The organism is Nodularia sp. UHCC 0506, from assembly GCF_034931045.1.
In the GTDB taxonomy this organism is placed as follows: Bacteria; Cyanobacteriota; Cyanobacteriia; order Cyanobacteriales; family Nostocaceae; genus Nodularia.
This window is the reverse complement of sequence record NZ_JAYGHH010000067.1, coordinates 2,122-18,688: the sequence shown is the minus strand read 5'-3', so window position 1 is coordinate 18,688 and position 16,567 is coordinate 2,122. Positions and strand designations below refer to the sequence as shown.

The 16,567-nt window shown below is 39.5% G+C and carries 20 protein-coding genes and 2 pseudogenes; 7 read left to right on the top strand and 15 right to left on the bottom strand.

Translation table 11 applies throughout. The features are described 5' to 3' along the window. The 7 genes and pseudogenes from VB654_RS23485 to VB654_RS23455 all read right to left on the bottom strand — a co-directional run. A pseudogene (locus VB654_RS23485) lies at positions 1–339 on the bottom strand (hypothetical protein); the annotation flags it as partial. Positions 340–786: 447 nt separating this feature from the next. Then, a complete protein-coding gene (locus VB654_RS23480; RefSeq protein WP_323216242.1) occupies positions 787–1,233 on the bottom strand; it encodes a hypothetical protein in 447 nt (148 codons plus the stop codon). An 11-nt stretch (positions 1,234–1,244) separates the two neighbouring features. Next, positions 1,245–1,574: a hypothetical protein gene (locus tag VB654_RS23475; protein ID WP_323216241.1), complete on the bottom strand. Its 330-nt coding sequence runs from the start codon at positions 1,572–1,574 to the stop codon at positions 1,245–1,247. An 82-nt stretch (positions 1,575–1,656) separates the two neighbouring features. Next, entirely contained in the window at positions 1,657–2,424 is a 768-nt protein-coding gene (locus VB654_RS23470; protein ID WP_323216239.1) for a DUF4157 domain-containing protein, read from the bottom strand. Positions 2,425–2,447: 23 nt separating this feature from the next. After that, positions 2,448–2,642, bottom strand: a complete 195-nt coding sequence (locus VB654_RS23465; RefSeq protein ID WP_323216238.1) for a hypothetical protein — start codon at positions 2,640–2,642, stop codon at positions 2,448–2,450. Positions 2,643–2,675: 33 nt separating this feature from the next. Beyond that, positions 2,676–3,188, bottom strand: coding sequence for an Imm42 family immunity protein (locus VB654_RS23460; RefSeq protein ID WP_323216236.1), 513 nt, complete (start codon positions 3,186–3,188; stop codon positions 2,676–2,678). Then, positions 3,172–3,303: a hypothetical protein gene (locus tag VB654_RS23455; protein ID WP_323216234.1), complete on the bottom strand. Its 132-nt coding sequence runs from the start codon at positions 3,301–3,303 to the stop codon at positions 3,172–3,174. Before VB654_RS23455 ends, VB654_RS23460 begins: the two co-directional genes overlap by 17 nt. A gap of 759 nt (positions 3,304–4,062) precedes the next feature. Here VB654_RS23455 and VB654_RS23450 point away from each other — a divergent pair. From VB654_RS23450 to VB654_RS23435, 4 genes and pseudogenes are all read left to right on the top strand, one after another. Continuing rightward, positions 4,063–5,664: a tetratricopeptide repeat protein gene (locus tag VB654_RS23450; RefSeq protein WP_323216251.1), complete on the top strand. Its 1,602-nt coding sequence runs from the start codon at positions 4,063–4,065 to the stop codon at positions 5,662–5,664. A 51-nt stretch (positions 5,665–5,715) separates the two neighbouring features. Continuing rightward, positions 5,716–5,906: pseudogene (locus VB654_RS23445) on the top strand (IS4 family transposase); the annotation flags it as partial. A 142-nt stretch (positions 5,907–6,048) separates the two neighbouring features. Continuing rightward, on the top strand, positions 6,049–6,345 hold the full coding sequence (locus VB654_RS23440; RefSeq protein WP_323216232.1) for an ArsR family transcriptional regulator: 297 nt from the start codon (positions 6,049–6,051) through the stop codon (positions 6,343–6,345). 12 nt (positions 6,346–6,357) lie between these two features. Further along, positions 6,358–7,119, top strand: coding sequence for a MinD/ParA family protein (locus tag VB654_RS23435; RefSeq protein ID WP_323216230.1), 762 nt, complete (start codon positions 6,358–6,360; stop codon positions 7,117–7,119). 100 nt (positions 7,120–7,219) lie between these two features. Here VB654_RS23435 and VB654_RS23430 read toward each other — a convergent pair whose 3' ends face one another. The 8 genes from VB654_RS23430 to VB654_RS23395 all read right to left on the bottom strand — a co-directional run bounded on the left by VB654_RS23430 (position 7,220) and on the right by VB654_RS23395 (position 12,479). Continuing rightward, positions 7,220–7,369: a DUF6760 family protein gene (locus tag VB654_RS23430; RefSeq protein ID WP_323216250.1), complete on the bottom strand. Its 150-nt coding sequence runs from the start codon at positions 7,367–7,369 to the stop codon at positions 7,220–7,222. Beyond that, positions 7,363–7,737, bottom strand: a complete 375-nt coding sequence (locus VB654_RS23425; RefSeq protein WP_323216228.1) for a phage tail assembly protein — start codon at positions 7,735–7,737, stop codon at positions 7,363–7,365. Before VB654_RS23425 ends, VB654_RS23430 begins: the two co-directional genes overlap by 7 nt. A 193-nt stretch (positions 7,738–7,930) precedes the next feature. Then, positions 7,931–8,239: a hypothetical protein gene (locus tag VB654_RS23420; RefSeq protein ID WP_323216227.1), complete on the bottom strand. Its 309-nt coding sequence runs from the start codon at positions 8,237–8,239 to the stop codon at positions 7,931–7,933. Positions 8,240–8,245: 6 nt separating this feature from the next. Then, a complete protein-coding gene (locus VB654_RS23415) occupies positions 8,246–8,737 on the bottom strand; it encodes a phage tail protein (RefSeq protein WP_323216225.1) in 492 nt (163 codons plus the stop codon). 121 nt (positions 8,738–8,858) lie between these two features. Next, a complete protein-coding gene (locus tag VB654_RS23410) occupies positions 8,859–9,323 on the bottom strand; it encodes a phage tail protein (RefSeq protein WP_323216224.1) in 465 nt (154 codons plus the stop codon). A 69-nt stretch (positions 9,324–9,392) separates the two neighbouring features. Next, positions 9,393–9,878 (bottom strand): phage tail protein, encoded by a 486-nt coding sequence (locus tag VB654_RS23405; RefSeq protein ID WP_323216223.1) that lies wholly within the window; start codon positions 9,876–9,878, stop codon positions 9,393–9,395. 139 nt (positions 9,879–10,017) lie between these two features. Beyond that, positions 10,018–11,688: a phage tail sheath family protein gene (locus VB654_RS23400; RefSeq protein WP_323216222.1), complete on the bottom strand. Its 1,671-nt coding sequence runs from the start codon at positions 11,686–11,688 to the stop codon at positions 10,018–10,020. A gap of 257 nt (positions 11,689–11,945) precedes the next feature. Beyond that, positions 11,946–12,479 carry a Pvc16 family protein gene (locus tag VB654_RS23395; protein ID WP_323216221.1) on the bottom strand — a complete coding sequence of 178 codons (534 nt, stop codon included), beginning with the start codon at positions 12,477–12,479 and terminating at the stop codon, positions 11,946–11,948. Positions 12,480–13,181: 702 nt separating this feature from the next. On the opposite strand from VB654_RS23395, the gene VB654_RS23390 reads away from it, so the two are divergent. From VB654_RS23390 to VB654_RS23380, 3 genes are all read left to right on the top strand, one after another. Continuing rightward, positions 13,182–14,363: a HAMP domain-containing sensor histidine kinase gene (locus VB654_RS23390; protein ID WP_323216220.1), complete on the top strand. Its 1,182-nt coding sequence runs from the start codon at positions 13,182–13,184 to the stop codon at positions 14,361–14,363. A gap of 78 nt (positions 14,364–14,441) precedes the next feature. Beyond that, positions 14,442–15,125, top strand: a complete 684-nt coding sequence (locus tag VB654_RS23385; RefSeq protein WP_323216219.1) for a response regulator transcription factor — start codon at positions 14,442–14,444, stop codon at positions 15,123–15,125. 77 nt (positions 15,126–15,202) lie between these two features. Further along, positions 15,203–16,471, top strand: coding sequence for a DUF4255 domain-containing protein (locus tag VB654_RS23380; RefSeq protein ID WP_323216218.1), 1,269 nt, complete (start codon positions 15,203–15,205; stop codon positions 16,469–16,471). Positions 16,472–16,567 lie beyond the last annotated feature (96 nt).

Genomic DNA, 16,567 nt, shown 5'->3' with positions numbered 1-16,567 from the left:
TACATCCATCCGTTGAACTTCTTTACTCTCAGGCGCATTAATTCGCTGTACCACATCTGCGGCTACTCTATCCGCTTCTTGCTCATACTTATCCCCAGGCTGACCAATAGACAGCTTCATCTGGATTCCTCGTGGCGGTCTTGGTGGATGGTACTTAAATAGATTTGGATTGTGTAGTATACCCTGATCAGACTGTTTCACCCTTGCCGATTGGGTTTGTATATCAGGATTTTGGGGTGTTGGTTCGACGACAACACGGGGCGGTGCAAACTGACTTTTAGCTGGTGTATTAGAATTTTTGGCAGAAGCTTTCGCGGTTTTGGATTGTCTACTATACATTTACTCAACCCTCTATTTTGTTGTTGTGCCAGAGATCGCCTTTATTCCCACATCCTACAATGATTATCAGCCAGAGGGCATTAGACTTGACGCTAAACGCCTTCGGGGATGCGCCTTCGGCGTAGAAAAAGGGGGACTTTGATTCTAATTCCCCCCTTAAAAAGCAGGGCTGATTCATTCGCTTGTGTTGGAGATTTGTCAAGAGGATAATCTCACGCAAAGGCGCAAAGTCACGAAGAAAAATCAGGTATTTCGGGCTGAAGAAACCAAAATTTTTTGTCCTAATTGTGGATTTTTCCTCAATTTTTATCTCCGTTACCCTTGCAATTTTAACCCTTTTAGGGAACGAAACAGCCCTGCCTTAAAAAGAGAGGTTAGGGGGGATCTGCGAGTGCCTAAAATCACAGCCAACCACTTTTCAAACACCCTCCTAGTATAGCTATTGCATTACTGAAATTTTATCTTTTTGATAGGAAGCATTCTGGGAGCTTCTTCATTGGAAAAACTTTCAATTATCAGATTATCTCCTACAATTGGCAGTCTATCCATCTGCTCAAGGATTTCTGTCTCTCTACTTTGAAGTATTAGTAAAGAGTTAGAATCTGAGCCTAATTCAGCTCCTTCAATACTTGTAGGAGCTAAATTAATATTTATTTGATATTTTGGATTACGTCCACTTTTATCAATATTTAGGCGATTAATAGATTTAACTTCCCCCCGAATAATTAGGGGTTGCTTATTTTCTGATTCTTGCTTTTCCATTTTATTATTCGCACCATTTGATTTATAATTACCTTCTTCTCCAATTGAATAAGAACAGCAGGATAAGCTGATCATCAAAAAAAGGAGAAGTACATTTTGATATCTATCAAATGATTTTTTCTTTTCTGACAATATTCTAAACTCTAATTAATGATATGCTTGAATGGCAATTCCTGTATAGTAGCCTCTTCTAGTGGTTTAATTTTCTCAAAATATCCTTCCTCTTCAAGTTTTTTTACCGTATTTACCACTACTTTTTTCGATACTTCTTCCACAAGTATTAAGTTGTGATCGATGGAATAATACCCCTGCTCTTGTTGCTCGTCCTCAAAGTCTTGCTGTAATCGAACTATGTCGTAAATATGGACATGGTACATCCCAGTTGTGGTTTTTACATACACATCATTTCGGTAGCCTTTGGCGATCGCTTCTATTTCATCGCGTTCGTCATTATATAGGTAATAGATTTCCATTTCTATTGATTCCTGATCTTAATATAGGGATGGTGGATGCCTGAGAATTTAGTTGAATTTTTTGACTGTTGCACTATCCTTATTATTCATCCTCGACTTTTTCTAGAACTACTTTTCCCAACTCGTTTTTGAATTCTTCAAAGTCCAGTTTTCCATTTTCGGCAGGAACAATCTCGAAGTGGTTCGGATTTTTGCCCCGCTGAATGATTTTGAGAGTATCGGGGATGCTCTTGACTTCATAAGTACCTCCGAATTTCCCAAGGCCTTTTTTCAAGTCAAAAAGGGACACACCATGGGTGTTCTTCAGCTTTTTTGTTCTACTGTCAATCTTAACTTCATTCATCTTAGGAGCAAGACTATTTCCCCCTCGGTAATAGGGTTGACACTGCACAAGTGGTTCTTGAAGTGAGTAATCTATCGAGATTGACTGAGCATTTTTCCTTTGTAATGATCGCTGCACTGCCCCCTCATTCTGCTGCACAACGTGGGTCAATTCATGCGCTAACAACTCCTGTCCGCCCCGACTGCCAGGATTATATTCCCCCTGCCGAAAGAACACATCCTGTCCCGTCGTGAAAGCACGCGCCTGAATTGACTGATTCAACTGGTCAGATTGACCATCCGTGTGAACCTTCACCCCACTGAAATCTGCGCCAAACGCCTGTTCCATCGGTTGGCGGATATTGTCTGCCATCTGTTGTCCACTTCCCCTAGCACTATTAATAGCAGTATCCAAATCCGTCGAAGCTTCCCCTCCCCCAATGGCTTCCCGACGCTGGAGGATTGACTTAGCCTGAAGTTCCTCTTCCGGTTCTTCCTGACGCTGAAGTGATGTTATCTCAGGCTTCATTATCTTTTCACCACGAAACCTGATTAATATGTGTGCGATCGCGAAACACTGTGCCGTAGGCGATCGCCTTTATTCCCGTATCCTACAATGATTATCAGCCAGAGGGCATTAGACTTGACGCTAAAAAGTTGAATATAGGGGTTTATGTAAAATTTAACGTACCCTACAAGATTAGGCGATCGCACATTGCGGGTATCTTCGAGTAGAGCAATGCTCACCCTACAAGTTGAGGGGGCGACAAGCATATAAAGTCAAGTGCTAATGAGATTGGAATACCAAACAACAAAAGATTCAACGATATGTTTGTATGTTTCAGATTTAAATCTGAGTTCCTTAATGGACTGGGATGCAAAATCTCTCCAAATGAATCTTTCCTCTTGTTCACCTTCAATAAGGAAAGCTGTTTCTCCATCAAGTGCTTCAGAAAATCCTGGACATATACAAAACTTTCTATATTTTTGCTCTAGTTGCTCTGAACTCCAATCAGATTCACTATTATCACCGTAAAGAGCCGATTCGAGAAAATTCCATGCTTCTACGGCAGTAATTCCCATCAAAAATGGATCTTTTCTTTGTCCGCATTCTGTTAAAGAATCTTTAAAATAAGCATAAGGAATGTCCAGTATTACCGTCAACGAAAAATCTCCTATCATAGAGTCTCCAGCCCAAAGAGCAATATGCCCAAATAAGTAGTCTTGTGGATCGGTTTCTGTCCGATCTACCACACACTCTAGAGCAAATTCTTGTTTATCCCCTAATATCATAAGGATTTTGGGGTGTTGGTTCGACGACAACACGGGGCGGTGCAAACTGACTTTTAGCTGGTGTATTAGAATTTTTGGCAGAATTTTTCGCGGTTTTGGATTGTCTACTATACATTTACTCAACCCTATGTTTTTTATTATGCCAGTATGAAAACTTTTATAAATCACCGATAATCAATTTTACCCCAATTTCTATAAATTCAATAGCTATCAGCCTGATGGCATGACTATACTTACCGTATCTTTTCACCACGAAACCTGATTAATATGTGTGCGATCGCCTTTATTTCCACATCCTACAATGTCTGCTTGGGTGTGCGTTTTACCGATTACTTTGAGGCGATCACACTGATCCCAGTCGTGGTCAGCCGCGTCGGTAATGGCGCATGGCAGTGTAGGAGGATCGAACGTCGGGAGTGAGTGGGGTTACAAGATTTGCGTGTGTCATAAACGTATTCTCCCTGTACATTTCCTGTATAGGTTAGATGCGTGCGATCGCCTTTATTTCCGTATCCTACAATAGAGGGCATTAGACTTGACGCTAAAAAGTCGAATGTAGGGGTTTATGTAATATTTAATATTTGCAAATTTTTATTGTATCGAAAATGTCTCTAAATTTCTGGTATGCTTTATTTTTAATAAATTGCACAATCAGTTAATTGTTATAAATATTTACAAAACTGCAAAATCAATTATTAATATGAAATACTTCTTCACATCACAGCATAAACCACAAATATATCAGGACTCCAATCATACTAATATGATACGTTCTATGGGTTTCCAAACAAGTATTCTAGTAAATAAAGTCATAGCAAGCAGTATAAGCAGAGGTCTAGCTTGTACTTTTTTAATATTGAGTTGCTTTGTGCCAATGAGTTTGCAGGCTCAAGAAAATTTAGAAATAGAGGATTTCGATTATTGGCAAAGTTTATGTCAGCTACTGGGAGAAGAAAAGAAATTTGCCGAAGCGATCGCAGCTTGCAATCAAGCAATTGCTCTCAAGCCAGATAATCCAGAAATTTGGGTAGATCGAACTGAAATTTTACTGCAACAAGCAACTTATACTGAAGCTTTAGTTTCAGCTGATCGTTCTTTGCGTCTCCAGTCTCAATATTCTCTAGCTTTAGCCCAACGCTGCCAAGCATTATTAAATCTGGGTAAATATGAAGATGCGATCGCTGCTTGTGATTTAGCCCTCAGATCAGATCAAAATTGGGGAACTCATACAGCCGTATTAGCATGGTACAATCAGGGGTTAGCACAAAGCCAATTAGGACAATTTACTGAAGCGATCGCCTCATTTAATAGAGCTTTAGTCATTAACCCAGAAAATTCTTTGGCTTTGGTGGGTAACTGTCAAGCCTTGGCTAATTTAGGCAAATTTACGGCAGCAATTAACGCTTGTGATTTAGCAATTACAACGAATAAAAATTGGGGTAATTTATCTCCAGCATTTGCATGGCTTCATAAAGGTTTGTCTCAAAAAAAGAACGGACAAATTACCGCAGCAATTACCTCATTTGATCAGGCAATAGCAACTAATCCCCAAGATGCAGATATTTGGCTAGAACATGGTACAGCTTTATTTTTAGTCGGAAAAACAGCACAAGCAAGTATTTCCTATGAATTTGCTGTAAAACTTAGTCCTAATTATTCTTTAGCATTGGCGCGTCAAAGTGCAAATTTCAACAAATTAGGCAAATATGAAGAAGCCCAAAAAGCTAGTGAAGCCGCTATTCAAGGTGATAATAGATGGGGCAATATTAGTCCGGCTTTAGCATGGGAACAACGGGGAATTGCTGTGGCTGGATTGGGTAATTTTGAAGAAGGTTTGACTTCTATAGAAAGAGCGATCGCACTTAATCCCAACTATGCAGAAGCCTGGAATAATCGAGCAGCAACTCAGTGGTATTTAGGCAGATATTCGGAAGCAATTACTAGTAGCGATCGCGCCACAGAAATTAATCCTCAATATGCTCAAGCTTGGTTTAATAAAGGGAGAATCCTTAGAACATTAAACCGCTATCCAGAAGCACTTACAGCCTATAATAAAGCCTTGGAAAATAGTAATCAAATTATGGATAATTCCCTGATAGCTAATATTTGGGCTAATCGCAGTGTATTACTATGGAAGTTATCGAGAAATCAAGAAGCTTTAGTTTCTGTTGATCGGGCAATTGGCATCAATCCTGAATTATCCCCAGCATGGTATAATCGGGGTGTGGTTTTATTAGATTTAAAACGATATGATGAAGCAATTTTAGCTTACGAGCGTGCCAATAATTTGACTCCAGATAACGCGAATATATTGGCTGGAAAAGGAGTTGCTTTATTAAAAATGGGCAGAATAGAAGATGCGATCGCTACCTTTGCACAAACTTTAACAATTGACCCTAAAAACACCTTAGCACAAACTAATCAAGAGATTGCCCAAAAGCGTTTATCAGAATTAGAAAAACAAAATTCTAAATGATATCGTATCCAGCAAAATAACAGAAGTGTTGAATGTGGAAAACCATCATGAAAACTGGATAAATTAATTATTAAAAATGTTAATCATATTACCATTCAGATTTATACCAGTCTCATTGCTTATCTAATTTTACACCTCGTATCTGTTCCTAAATAGGGAATAACATATTAGATAAATTCCGCTATCTTCAATCTTGTACGTGCCTACAGATCATTTATGTGTATGGGATAGGAGATAAATAAAATGTTGAGAATTAACCCATTGATAAGACATTTATACCTTGATATGTAAAGTTTTATTACGGCATTCAATATTTCTGTTGAGTAGCCCTATGGATACTTTTAGTTGTAAAATTTGGATACTTTATTTTTTCAGCAAAGCTTTATGAATAACCAGAATTTTGAAGAATCATCAGCACAAAACAGTATTTCAGATGTAGTGAATTTACCTGATGAGCAGCGACAACTAGTAAACTGGATAATCCATCAAAAAAAAGTGACTTTAGCGGAAGTAGCACTTCATACAAATCAATCAGAAGAAGACGCACAAAATTTGCTGCAATCTCTAATAAATCAAGGATTCATTCAAGAATTAAATGATAGTGCTTCAGTTTACTATCAACCTCTTTTTAGCAACCAAAAGAAAAGTCGACTTTCAAGAAATATATGGGATCAGCTTTAAATATAATTAACTATGTCAAAAATTGTTTCTATTCACTCATTTCGGGGTGGTACAGGTAAATCAAATTCCACTGCTAACTTAGCAGGAATTGTTGCTAGTTGTGGATATCGAGTGGGAATTATTGATACTGACATCCAATCTCCAGGTATTCACGTCCTATTTGGTTTTGATGAAAAAAGCATGAATTATTCACTCAACGATTATCTATGGGGACGATGTAATATTGAAAAAGCTGCCTATGATGTTAGTTCAACTTTAAGTAAAACAGCAGATGTCAAAGGACGTATTTACCTAATTCCCTCTAGCATTAAAGCCAAAGATATTACTAAAGTACTACGAGATGGACTTGATTTTAACCTTCTGAATCAAGGTTTTCAAGAAATATTAGATATTCTCCATCTGGATTACTTATTTATTGATACCCATCCAGGTTTGAACGAAGAAACTTTACTTTCGATTGCCATTTCTGATATTTTAGTTCTTATCTTACGTCCTGACCGCCAAGACTTTCAAGGTACTGCGGTAACAGTAGAGGTGGCTCGGAAATTGGAAATTCCCAAAATGTTGTTGTTAATTAATAAAGCACTACCTTCACTAGATTTTGATGCTTTGCAAAAACAGGTAGAAAAGGCTTATAACGCACCATTAGCAGGTATTTTACCACTGGCAGAAGAATTGATTCAACTGGCAAGCAGCGATTTATTCTGCCTACGCCATCCAAAACATCCTTTTAGTCAGGTGATGTATAAAGTTGCTAAGATGATTATGCAATAGTTTATAGTTGGGGACTGGGATGGAGAAATTTGTGACCCCTGCTCTCTGCTCCCCAGAATTTTTAGTTTTGGAAGATTTCCGAAAGTGCTTTGCCAAATCCTTATGATTGCTGTTTAAACTTACCAATTTCACCCACCCAGCGCCGACGTTCAGGATGTTCCAAATTTAAAATATCTTCTAAACTCCAATGAAAATGAAATGCAATACAGGCTACCTCCTCACTCAGCGCCTCTGAGGGGTAGCCTACGATTCCCCCGCTAAAGAAAGCTCCACTTGAAAGTTAGTATTACATTGAGGACACTGCACAGGAATATAAGCATCACCATCCTGATTAATGCGGTTATAAAATTCTCTTAAATAAGCTAAATCCTTTGTAAAAAGATTCTCTAATAAATCGGTAGTTATTTCGGTTAAATCACCCAATTTTGTAATTACTCGTGATAGCATCACAATCACACCATAAGCTGAACTTTCCTGAGCAGCCCGGTTTTTTTGCAAATAAATCTCATCTTTAGCTGTCGCTAAACGCATCACACCTTGACGATGCACATTACCCACATCGTCTACCAATCCTCTGGGCAAAATAAAGTTAAATTCTGTAGAAATTTCCTTAGTCATTAGTCATTAGTCATTAGGAAGTTTATTTTTACCTGCTTCTTGCATCTTTCCCCCTGCACCCTGCTCCTTGCATCTTTCCCCCTGCACCCTGCTCCTTGCATCTTTCCCCCTGCACCCTGCTCCTTGCATCTTTCCCCCTGCTCCTTGCATCTTTCCCCCTGCACCCTGCACCCTGCACCCTGCACCCTGCTTCCTACTCCGCAGTCTCATTTTCTTCTAATTCATTAATTTGACGATAAAATTGCTGTAAATAACTTAAATCACAAGCAAAAAAGTTTTCTACTATTGTTGGTGTCACCTCTTCTAATGCTCCTAAACGAGTAATTACACGAGATAAAATAATTACTGTCGCGTAAGCTGGATTTGATTTCACACGGGGGTCACGCAATGGCACAATTTCATCCATTGCTTTAGATAAACGCATTACACCTTTACGATGCAAATTACCATCCGCATCGAGGTATCCCTTGGGTAAAGTAAATTCAAACTCAGTTTGCAACATCCGGCTCTACGCTACTTCAATCCGTTTTAATTCTTCTACCACTACTTCTATTTCCTCAATTTGATGTTCGCTGCCAGATGCTTTAACATCAGAGATTATATAACCAGTAGGCCAGGCATTTTTGAATTCTAATCTAAATTGCTCTTTAGCTGCTTGGTTGTAAATTACTAAAGAACCATCTCGCCGTTCTTCACCCCACTTGCCCTCTTGTACAGCAGATAACCAATTCCACATAGTCATAGAAATAGTTAAACCCCGGCGTAAAACTAAGTTGGAATAAGTCACATTGCCAGGAATTTTAGTGCGGACAATTCTACCATTAGAATTTCCACTTTTCCCCCACACTTGAGGTGTCACCTCAGAGATGTCTATGACCTGCTGAGTAGTTTTAAAACCTTGACATTCCATAAAATAGCCGTCAACTGGTTCTTGGCTACCATTGAGCTTTAGTTCCAGATAAAAACGGCTATTAGTCAGGATTTCGGGAAATTCTGACACAATGATTACCTCCTAAAACAAGGCAAAAAGCAATAAATTGGAAGCATTTAATTTTGGCAAATTGCCCACAGACTTTAAGTCTGGGGCTATATAAACCCAAGTTATTTTTCTTTTTTACTTATTACTTTTTACGTTCAAAATATGTGAATCCAATTGTTACAGTTTCTGAGATTAAATCGCCACTACCAGCAGAAAAATCACTGGTTGCATAGCTAGTAGGGAAAATATCTGTGAATTCGTACTGGACTTTTTCTTCCTCACCATCGTAGATGGAAATTTTTCCTAATTTACGGTTTTTGCGACCCTCGGCTTTGCCTCCTGAGAGAGCTTCGGCATGGCATTTATTATACCATTCCAGCAGTTTTTTAGATTCAGCAGTCGCCACACACTCAATAGTGACTTCCGAGCATTCAACGCCGCCGATGGTAGCCTGTGTCTGGGTTTTACCATCTTTGGTGACACCAATAGGTGCATCCCCCCCGGCAACTGTCATTTTCATTTGCATCCCACTGATTTTTTTCACCAATAACTCAGTCAAATCATCAGCTTCAAAGTAATACTTAGCGTTAGAGATATACTCTGGCATAAATAACCTCCCAGGTAAATGCGTAATTATTGTTTGTATTAATGAAAAAAACTGTCTGTTCTAAATAATTTATTTTGTCCGGTTCATATTTTCACAAGTTAAGGTGTATGTCTCTTCGATATAGTCATTACCATTGACATCTAAATCACCAATTTTATACTGAGAAGGCCAAGCTTCTTTTAATTCCCAACGCATAACTTCTTGACCATCGGTATCGTATGCAACTATAGATCCAGTCTTTTTATTGCTAAACCACTTACCCTCTCCTTTTTCAGCTGCTGGTAAACACTTTTTAAACCAATCATACATTTTCTTGCTGGTGCTATCAGCATCACCACTCATGAGGGTTGTCACATCAATTGTAAATAATCCTTCAAAGCCAGCAGAGTTAATCTGTCTGACTGTTGTTCCACCTTTGGTGGACATTAAAGGTTTATCTTGACCCTTGACTTTTGCTTCAAATTTGACACCACCGATTTTGCTAAAAGCCATGTCGGTCATACCATCTATTTCAAAGTAAAAATTACTAGCAGCAATCGGTTTAAGTTCAGGCATATTCTTACTCCTAAATCAAGATAAAATTCGGTTTTTTCTGAGAAAGAACTTACGCCATATCGTAAGTATGATGGTGGATTTTTTCAGGGCGCATTTACGTCCTACTGTTCGCCAACGCACCCTGAAATTTGGGTTTAATTTATTGGTTAGGAGACCATTGACTAAAGCGGAAGATCACAAATTCTGCTGGTCTAACTGGACATACACCGACTTCGATGTATAGACGACCTAGCATCATAGTTTCGTGTGTGTTAATGCTGGCATCACATTTAACATAAAAGGCTTCAGCTGCTGAAGCACCAAACAAAGCACCTTCTCGCCAGAGTCTTTCTAGGAAGTTGCTGACTGTACGAGTCACACGCGCCCATAAATCTTGGTCGTTAGGTTCAAATACTACCCATTGAGTACCTAGTTCTACAGACTTTTCAATGTAACTCATTAAGCGGCGAACACTGATGTAACGCCATTGTACATTGTCTGGTTCTACTAAAGTCCGTGCGCCCCAGATGCGAATACCTCGGTTGGGGAAGGTGCGGATACAGTTGATTCCTAAAGGGTTAAGTAGTTCTTGTTCACGCAAATTGGTTTCGTAAGCTAAACCAATCACACCTCTGGGGGTATCGTTAGCGGGTGCTTTATAAACGCCACGTGTTTCATCGGTGCGACACCAGACACCCAACATATGACCTGCTGGGGGAATCATAATTGGTCTACCACCGTTGCGGGGGTTGGCGACTTTAATCCAAGGATAGTAGAGGGCGGCAAATTGCGATCGCCTGTTAAATGCACTTAACCACTGGGCGATATGCTGTGGCTTGACTTGGGTAGGGGCTACTGGCGCACCACCACCTTTACAGGGGGGCGGGTCTAAAACTACCATCCGGTTAGGGGCAGTATTTTCACACATACTGACCATTGCTTCCATGACCCCGTGGACTTGATCGAGATCCAAGATGTTTCTTTGATATGCCAACATCAAGTCAGGGAAGGCAATCATGGTAACTTCGTCTATTTCAAAGATACCTTGCATACCTGTGCGATCGTCTCTGACCCCTTGTACATCTCGTGGAAAGCGGTCAGGAGTGGAAACCATTGGTGGTGGGCTAACTTCATAGTTCCCATTCGCTGGACGACGAGAAAGTGGTTGTCCTGGTGTTTCCAAGTCAACTGCATCCACAAATGCAGACTCTTGGATAGCTGCTACCGCATAAGTACCAGCCTCCGTTCCGATTTCCGGGTTCATTGAGAGGTGATCGTATTCTTCGAGAATTTCTCCATCCCGGCTAATGATGACTTTAAAAAATTCTCCGGTGTTTAAAGGTGGTTCGGCTTCGGGATTTGCTGGGGGTAGCGGTTCACTTTCGAGAATGGAAACATTAATTCGCCCTGCTGCTTCGTTATCGTCTCCGTCTTCAGCTGCTTTCAAAGCAAACTGTAAAGATGGACGATTCCCTGTTGTGCGAATTTTCAGGGCTGTTTCTTCTAAGGGAGGTGGGGGAGTTCCAGGAAGTTTAGTACCGATACTGGCTACCCAGCAGCGGCCACCACCATTGAGAAACCAACCGTTCACAGCAAAGGGAAGATAAGCATCAAAATCTGTATAACCATCGGAACCTTGTTTCGCAAAGTATTCCAGGTATTCATTCCACGATGTGACTAACATTGGCTTAAACAATTCTGCATCACCGCGTACATCTTCGGTAAAGCCAATAAAGCCAGCAATATTCGTACTTACTCCCTCAATAGGGCGACTACCTCGATCTACTTCCTCAACGTAGACACCAGGTGCAAAGTAATCTAATCTAGGCATAATGTTTGATTTCCTTGTATTTGCGTAAATAACATTTCTGGAACTTTATTCTTTAGTCCTAATCGCTGATCCTCATCTCCTTATCTCTAGTCGTTAGTTGACAATATAGAACAGTGCGTTGGTCATGGATCAAACATGGCAAGAAGCAATATTAGTCCTTATATTCCCTGAATAAAGTGGGGAATTAGTTTTCATCTTTCCAGCCAAATTACAAGTCGCGTTGAAAGAGTTGATTATTAGTCATCAACAACCATTATTTAATTGTTTTTGAGCCACATTTCTCCATTATTAGGATTCAAAATATCACTTCGTAGGTTAAATGGGATTGTCAAAGTAACATACAAAGCTGGACGTAATGGCACACTTAAAGCACTCCATAAAGCCGCAGCATCAATAGGATGGACAGCAGAAACGGTCATTGACAATTCGCCATGACCGCGCAGTGCTGGAGGTAACATCTCCTCTCGGAGTGAGTGATGATGTAACAGTAGGATCAACGCCTCTGAGAGTAGACGTTGTTCGCCCAAACTTGTATAGTCCCAAGCGCTGACCAAAAATAACAGATCAAACCATCTTGGTGGTGCTAAGGTCGATACCCGTTGCTTGATTGAATGCTGACAACAGGAAGGCTGTTTATAAGCATTTTCCCGGATGTTGTAACAGTACAAGTTTAGTCTGGGGTTGACTTCTTGAGCAACACTAGGGTGGCTGAAATCAATTTGCTCTGTACTGAGCAGTGAAATCCCGCCAGCTAATATTTCTGCTAAAGTCTGAGTAGCAGATGGGATCATAAGATACAACAGCAGGGTTAATAATTTACTCCGTTATCTGCTTATTGGCTGTGTTTGTTACCAGTTTACTTAAGTATAGATGTTTGGGCATCCTACCAAATTTACTGATGCAAGCAGCAGAGAAAATTACTGTGCTACTTAGCCTACGGGAATGCGGAGGGAATAATTAAAACAAGGAATAGCCCTTTTAAATGTAGTTTATCTGATGATTTGCCACATTTGGGTTATCTATTCATCAGCTTAGAGATCCAGTCAGCCAGTGGTTATTAGACTTTGGTCGAGATTCTAAAATAATTGTTGCAATTGGTTCATATCCTGAACCTGTTCATGTAAGCTAAGGTCGTCCTTCTTTATACAGTAATCATCGTACTTTAAAGCAAACTGGGTAAAAATTGGGTTTTTGAAGATACTTGTAGCAAATTGCTGAGTGCTAAGTATAAAGCTAGTAGGGGAGGGTTTATTAAAATTATTATTGGTAATTGAATCTGTACACACTCCTCTACATCAAGGCTTTGAGCTATCAACACTGTTCTCATTCATGTAAAAACCGCTATCAAGCTGAAATACTTGATTTTTTTCGGATATAACCTAATTTATTTGGTTTGGTTAAGAATGCGGCAAGATGTGAATAAGTAGACCAGGGTTTGATAGCTGCTTACATCTGCTATGTTTATTGCTGTTAAAATACGTAGGAGGTAATAAGTGGAAATTACTACTCAAACGTTTACTACTCAAATGTCCTTACCTTCGTCTACGCACAATTTACCAAGTCAGTTGTCGGCAGATGATGTGAGCAGAATTTGCCAACTCATTGTGCAACAGTTAGCGGATTTATTACCAACGATCGCTGTCTGGACTGTGTACCATAACCTAAATACAGATAAAAGGCAATTAGTTTCCCCTTCCGTCGTAGATGTTAGCAATATTACAGAGTATCAACATGGGAGTTCCTCGACATTTGCAGAATCTGCATTAAGTATTTTATGTCTGCATCAAGAAAAATGGTTACAAGCAGATTTACCTATTCTTAAAATCATTGAATTAAGCGTACCTGAAGCGTATCATGCTTATGTTTGCTGTGTGGGTGAACAAAGTTTATTAGCGGCAGAATATATATGTATTTGCACTTATGAGATACTATCATCACAACAGCAACATTTACTACTGAATCAGGCTGAGATACTCAGTCAGTATTTATTTATGTATAAAGAGCGATCGCGCCATCTAGCAGAAATTGCTTCTTTATCTGAAACACTGGGACGCGCCGAACATCAATTACGTAATCCCTTAGCATTAATTAATCTATATGCAGAAAATCTTCGCTTGGCTTTGCCAAATGGCTGCTTGCAAGAACAAGCAATACTAATTCGTCAAACAGCAGATGAACTCAGTTGCAAATTAACAGATTTGCTTTGTCAAGGACAACAGGCAAGATTAGAGATTAAACAGCATAATTTGCAAACAATTATTGCAGAAAGTATTAAAGCTTTACAACCTTTGTTGGAGCCAAAAAATATCCAAATTCACTATCCCGATAAACCTGTAAATATCATAGTTGATAGTTGGCAGATGAAACAGGTTTTTGATAATTTATTGACGAATGCCGTGTATTTTAGCCCAGAAAGTGGGACGGTGATTTGTAATTGGCATATATATAATCATGAAGTGCTAGTAGAAATTTGCGATCGCGGTTCGGGAATTTCTGAATCTGACTTGAAGCTAATATTCACCCCATATTATTCTCGACGGCTAGGGGGGACTGGCTTAGGATTAGCGATCGCGCAAAAAATTATTTTGGCTCATCAAGGTCATTTGTGGGCAGAAAATATTCCTGGAGGTGGCACTCAATTCTCCTTTACTCTACCCATAAACAGGCACAGGTGAAACGAGAAATTCTGAGTTGAAATTACAGAATAGTCTTCTAACTCAGCATTTAGCATTTTCTATCTAGGGGAAACTATCATGAATGTTAAAAAAGAACCAATTTCCATTTTACTTGTAGATGATGAACCACATTTTCGCCAAGGCATACGTACTTTATTAAACTTTTATAACAATAGCAATAGTATCAGCTTAAATATTGTCGGTGAAGCAGCTTCGGTTGAGCAAGCACTCAAATTAACCGCCGAACAGCACCCAGCTTTAATTTTGCTGGATTTAGAATTACCCCCAGACGATGGAATTACAGCACTGCTGCGGCTGGGAGAATCATCTTATAACGGTAAAGTGCTAATTTTATCAGCACACCAACAAGATGATTGGGTATTTCGAGCCATGCAAGCTGGCGCTTGGGGTTACATATTTAAAATCCAATTAGCCACCCAGCTATGCGAAGCTATTACCACTGTAGTTAATAACAAAGTTTATTTACCGCCGGAAGTAGCCACAGCCTTCTTTCGTTTATTTCACTATTATACAGGACATTCTCTAGCGGCTGGCGACACGAGCATTCACTTAACCGAAAGAGAGCGAGAAGTATTAAACTGGTTAGTCCAAGGAGCTTCCAACGAACAAATTGCCGGACATTTATTTATTACAATTGCCACTGTTAAAGCTCACTTAACAGCAATTTTTGAAAAATTAAGTGTCACCAGTCGCACTCAAGCAATCATTAAGGCTTTAAAGTTGGGTTTAGTTTGTCCATAGGGAAAGTGCTGAGTGCTGAGTGCTGAGTGCTGAGTGGGTGAAAAAGGTAATGACAAATGACAAATGACAAATAACAAATGACTAATTATTTAGCTATTGCTACTGTGACTGCAACTCTACAAAGAAGCTTGCAGGCGAGTATACAAATAGATGTAGATGGTGCGAGGGTGACAACTGTCAGACCAGACCGCTTGAGTAGTGGTGCGCCGGAAGCTGGAGTTAATTTGTATCTTTACGATATTTTGCAGAATCCTGCTTGGCGTAGTGCTGATTTACGTCAACGTCATTCATCAGATGAGAAATATACTAAGCGATCGCAAACCGGTTTGGATCTCTATTATCTACTGAGTTGCTATGGTAATGATGTGGAATTGGAACCTCAACGTTTGATGGGTAGCGTTGTACAAGCTTTGAATAGTAAATCCATTATTACCCCGGAAATGATTCGGGAGACATTAGCAGATTCAAGTTTTACATTTTTAACAAATTCTAATCTGGCCGAGCAACCGGAAGCGATCGCTATTACTCCCATAGACTTAAATGTAGAAGAAATCTCAAAAATTTGGACTGTCTTTTTCCAAACTCCTTACTATTTATCCATAGCTTATAAAGTGAGTGTGGTCTTAATTGATGTCGGAAATATTGCTAAAAAACCCTTACCTGTACGCAATCTTCAGACTCATGTTACACCATATCAACCAGCAATTTTTCAAATAAAGGTATTAGAAGAACTATCCAAACTCTGGCCAAGTAAGTTAGCTGCAACACCGTTAATTTTGGCAACTAGTACATTGTTGATCCAAGGTAACAAGTTAGGTGCAGAAATTACCCAAGTCCAGATCGGTGATGTTAAGGTAACTCCGCAAACAGTTGATGATAGCCAAATTACTTTGAATCTGTCCTCCATTCCCATAGAATCTTTACGGGCGGGTGTTCAAAGTTTACAGGTAATCCATCCCCAAAAACACGTTATTTCAAATGTTGTGCCAATTATGTTGCGCCCAACTATTGCAGAAGTCACCATTGCCAATATTCAGGGTAGAGGTGATGAGCCGCGCTCGGCTGATGTCACAGTGTTAGTTAATTTTATAATTAATAAAACCCAGTCAGTAACTTTGGTTTTAACTGCACTTTCTTTAACAGAATTTTCTGGATATTCCTCCGAAAAAACCAAGCATCGACGGACTAATTCTAACTCAATTACCTTTGACATTCATGATTGTTTACCAGGAACTTATTTAGTTCGCTTGATAGTAGATGGTGCAGAAAGCTTATTAACAGTTGATACTGATCCCAATAGCCCCACATTTGAGCAGTATATTGATCCTGTTGTAGTGATTCCTTAATTGGTAGAAAAAGTTTTATGGAAAATGAATTAACAAAACACAATTATGAATGGTACAAAGCTAACCAGAATGATTTAATGAGTGCATTGGCAAAAG

Coding starts and splice junctions, on each gene's coding strand:
- VB654_RS23475 (WP_323216241.1), bottom strand. CDS start 1,574: ATGGAAATCTATTACCTATATAATGACGAACGCGATGAAATAGAAGCG.
- VB654_RS23470 (WP_323216239.1), bottom strand. CDS start 2,424: ATGAAGCCTGAGATAACATCACTTCAGCGTCAGGAAGAACCGGAAGAG.
- VB654_RS23460 (WP_323216236.1), bottom strand. CDS start 3,188: ATGATATTAGGGGATAAACAAGAATTTGCTCTAGAGTGTGTGGTAGAT.
- VB654_RS23455 (WP_323216234.1), bottom strand. CDS start 3,303: ATGTATAGTAGACAATCCAAAACCGCGAAAAATTCTGCCAAAAATTCT.
- VB654_RS23450 (WP_323216251.1), top strand. CDS start 4,063: ATGAGTTTGCAGGCTCAAGAAAATTTAGAAATAGAGGATTTCGATTAT.
- VB654_RS23440 (WP_323216232.1), top strand. CDS start 6,049: ATGAATAACCAGAATTTTGAAGAATCATCAGCACAAAACAGTATTTCA.
- VB654_RS23435 (WP_323216230.1), top strand. CDS start 6,358: ATGTCAAAAATTGTTTCTATTCACTCATTTCGGGGTGGTACAGGTAAA.
- VB654_RS23425 (WP_323216228.1), bottom strand. CDS start 7,737: ATGACTAAGGAAATTTCTACAGAATTTAACTTTATTTTGCCCAGAGGA.
- VB654_RS23420 (WP_323216227.1), bottom strand. CDS start 8,239: ATGTTGCAAACTGAGTTTGAATTTACTTTACCCAAGGGATACCTCGAT.
- VB654_RS23410 (WP_323216224.1), bottom strand. CDS start 9,323: ATGCCAGAGTATATCTCTAACGCTAAGTATTACTTTGAAGCTGATGAT.
- VB654_RS23405 (WP_323216223.1), bottom strand. CDS start 9,878: ATGCCTGAACTTAAACCGATTGCTGCTAGTAATTTTTACTTTGAAATA.
- VB654_RS23400 (WP_323216222.1), bottom strand. CDS start 11,688: ATGCCTAGATTAGATTACTTTGCACCTGGTGTCTACGTTGAGGAAGTA.
- VB654_RS23395 (WP_323216221.1), bottom strand. CDS start 12,479: ATGATCCCATCTGCTACTCAGACTTTAGCAGAAATATTAGCTGGCGGG.
- VB654_RS23385 (WP_323216219.1), top strand. CDS start 14,442: ATGAATGTTAAAAAAGAACCAATTTCCATTTTACTTGTAGATGATGAA.
- VB654_RS23380 (WP_323216218.1), top strand. CDS start 15,203: ATGACTAATTATTTAGCTATTGCTACTGTGACTGCAACTCTACAAAGA.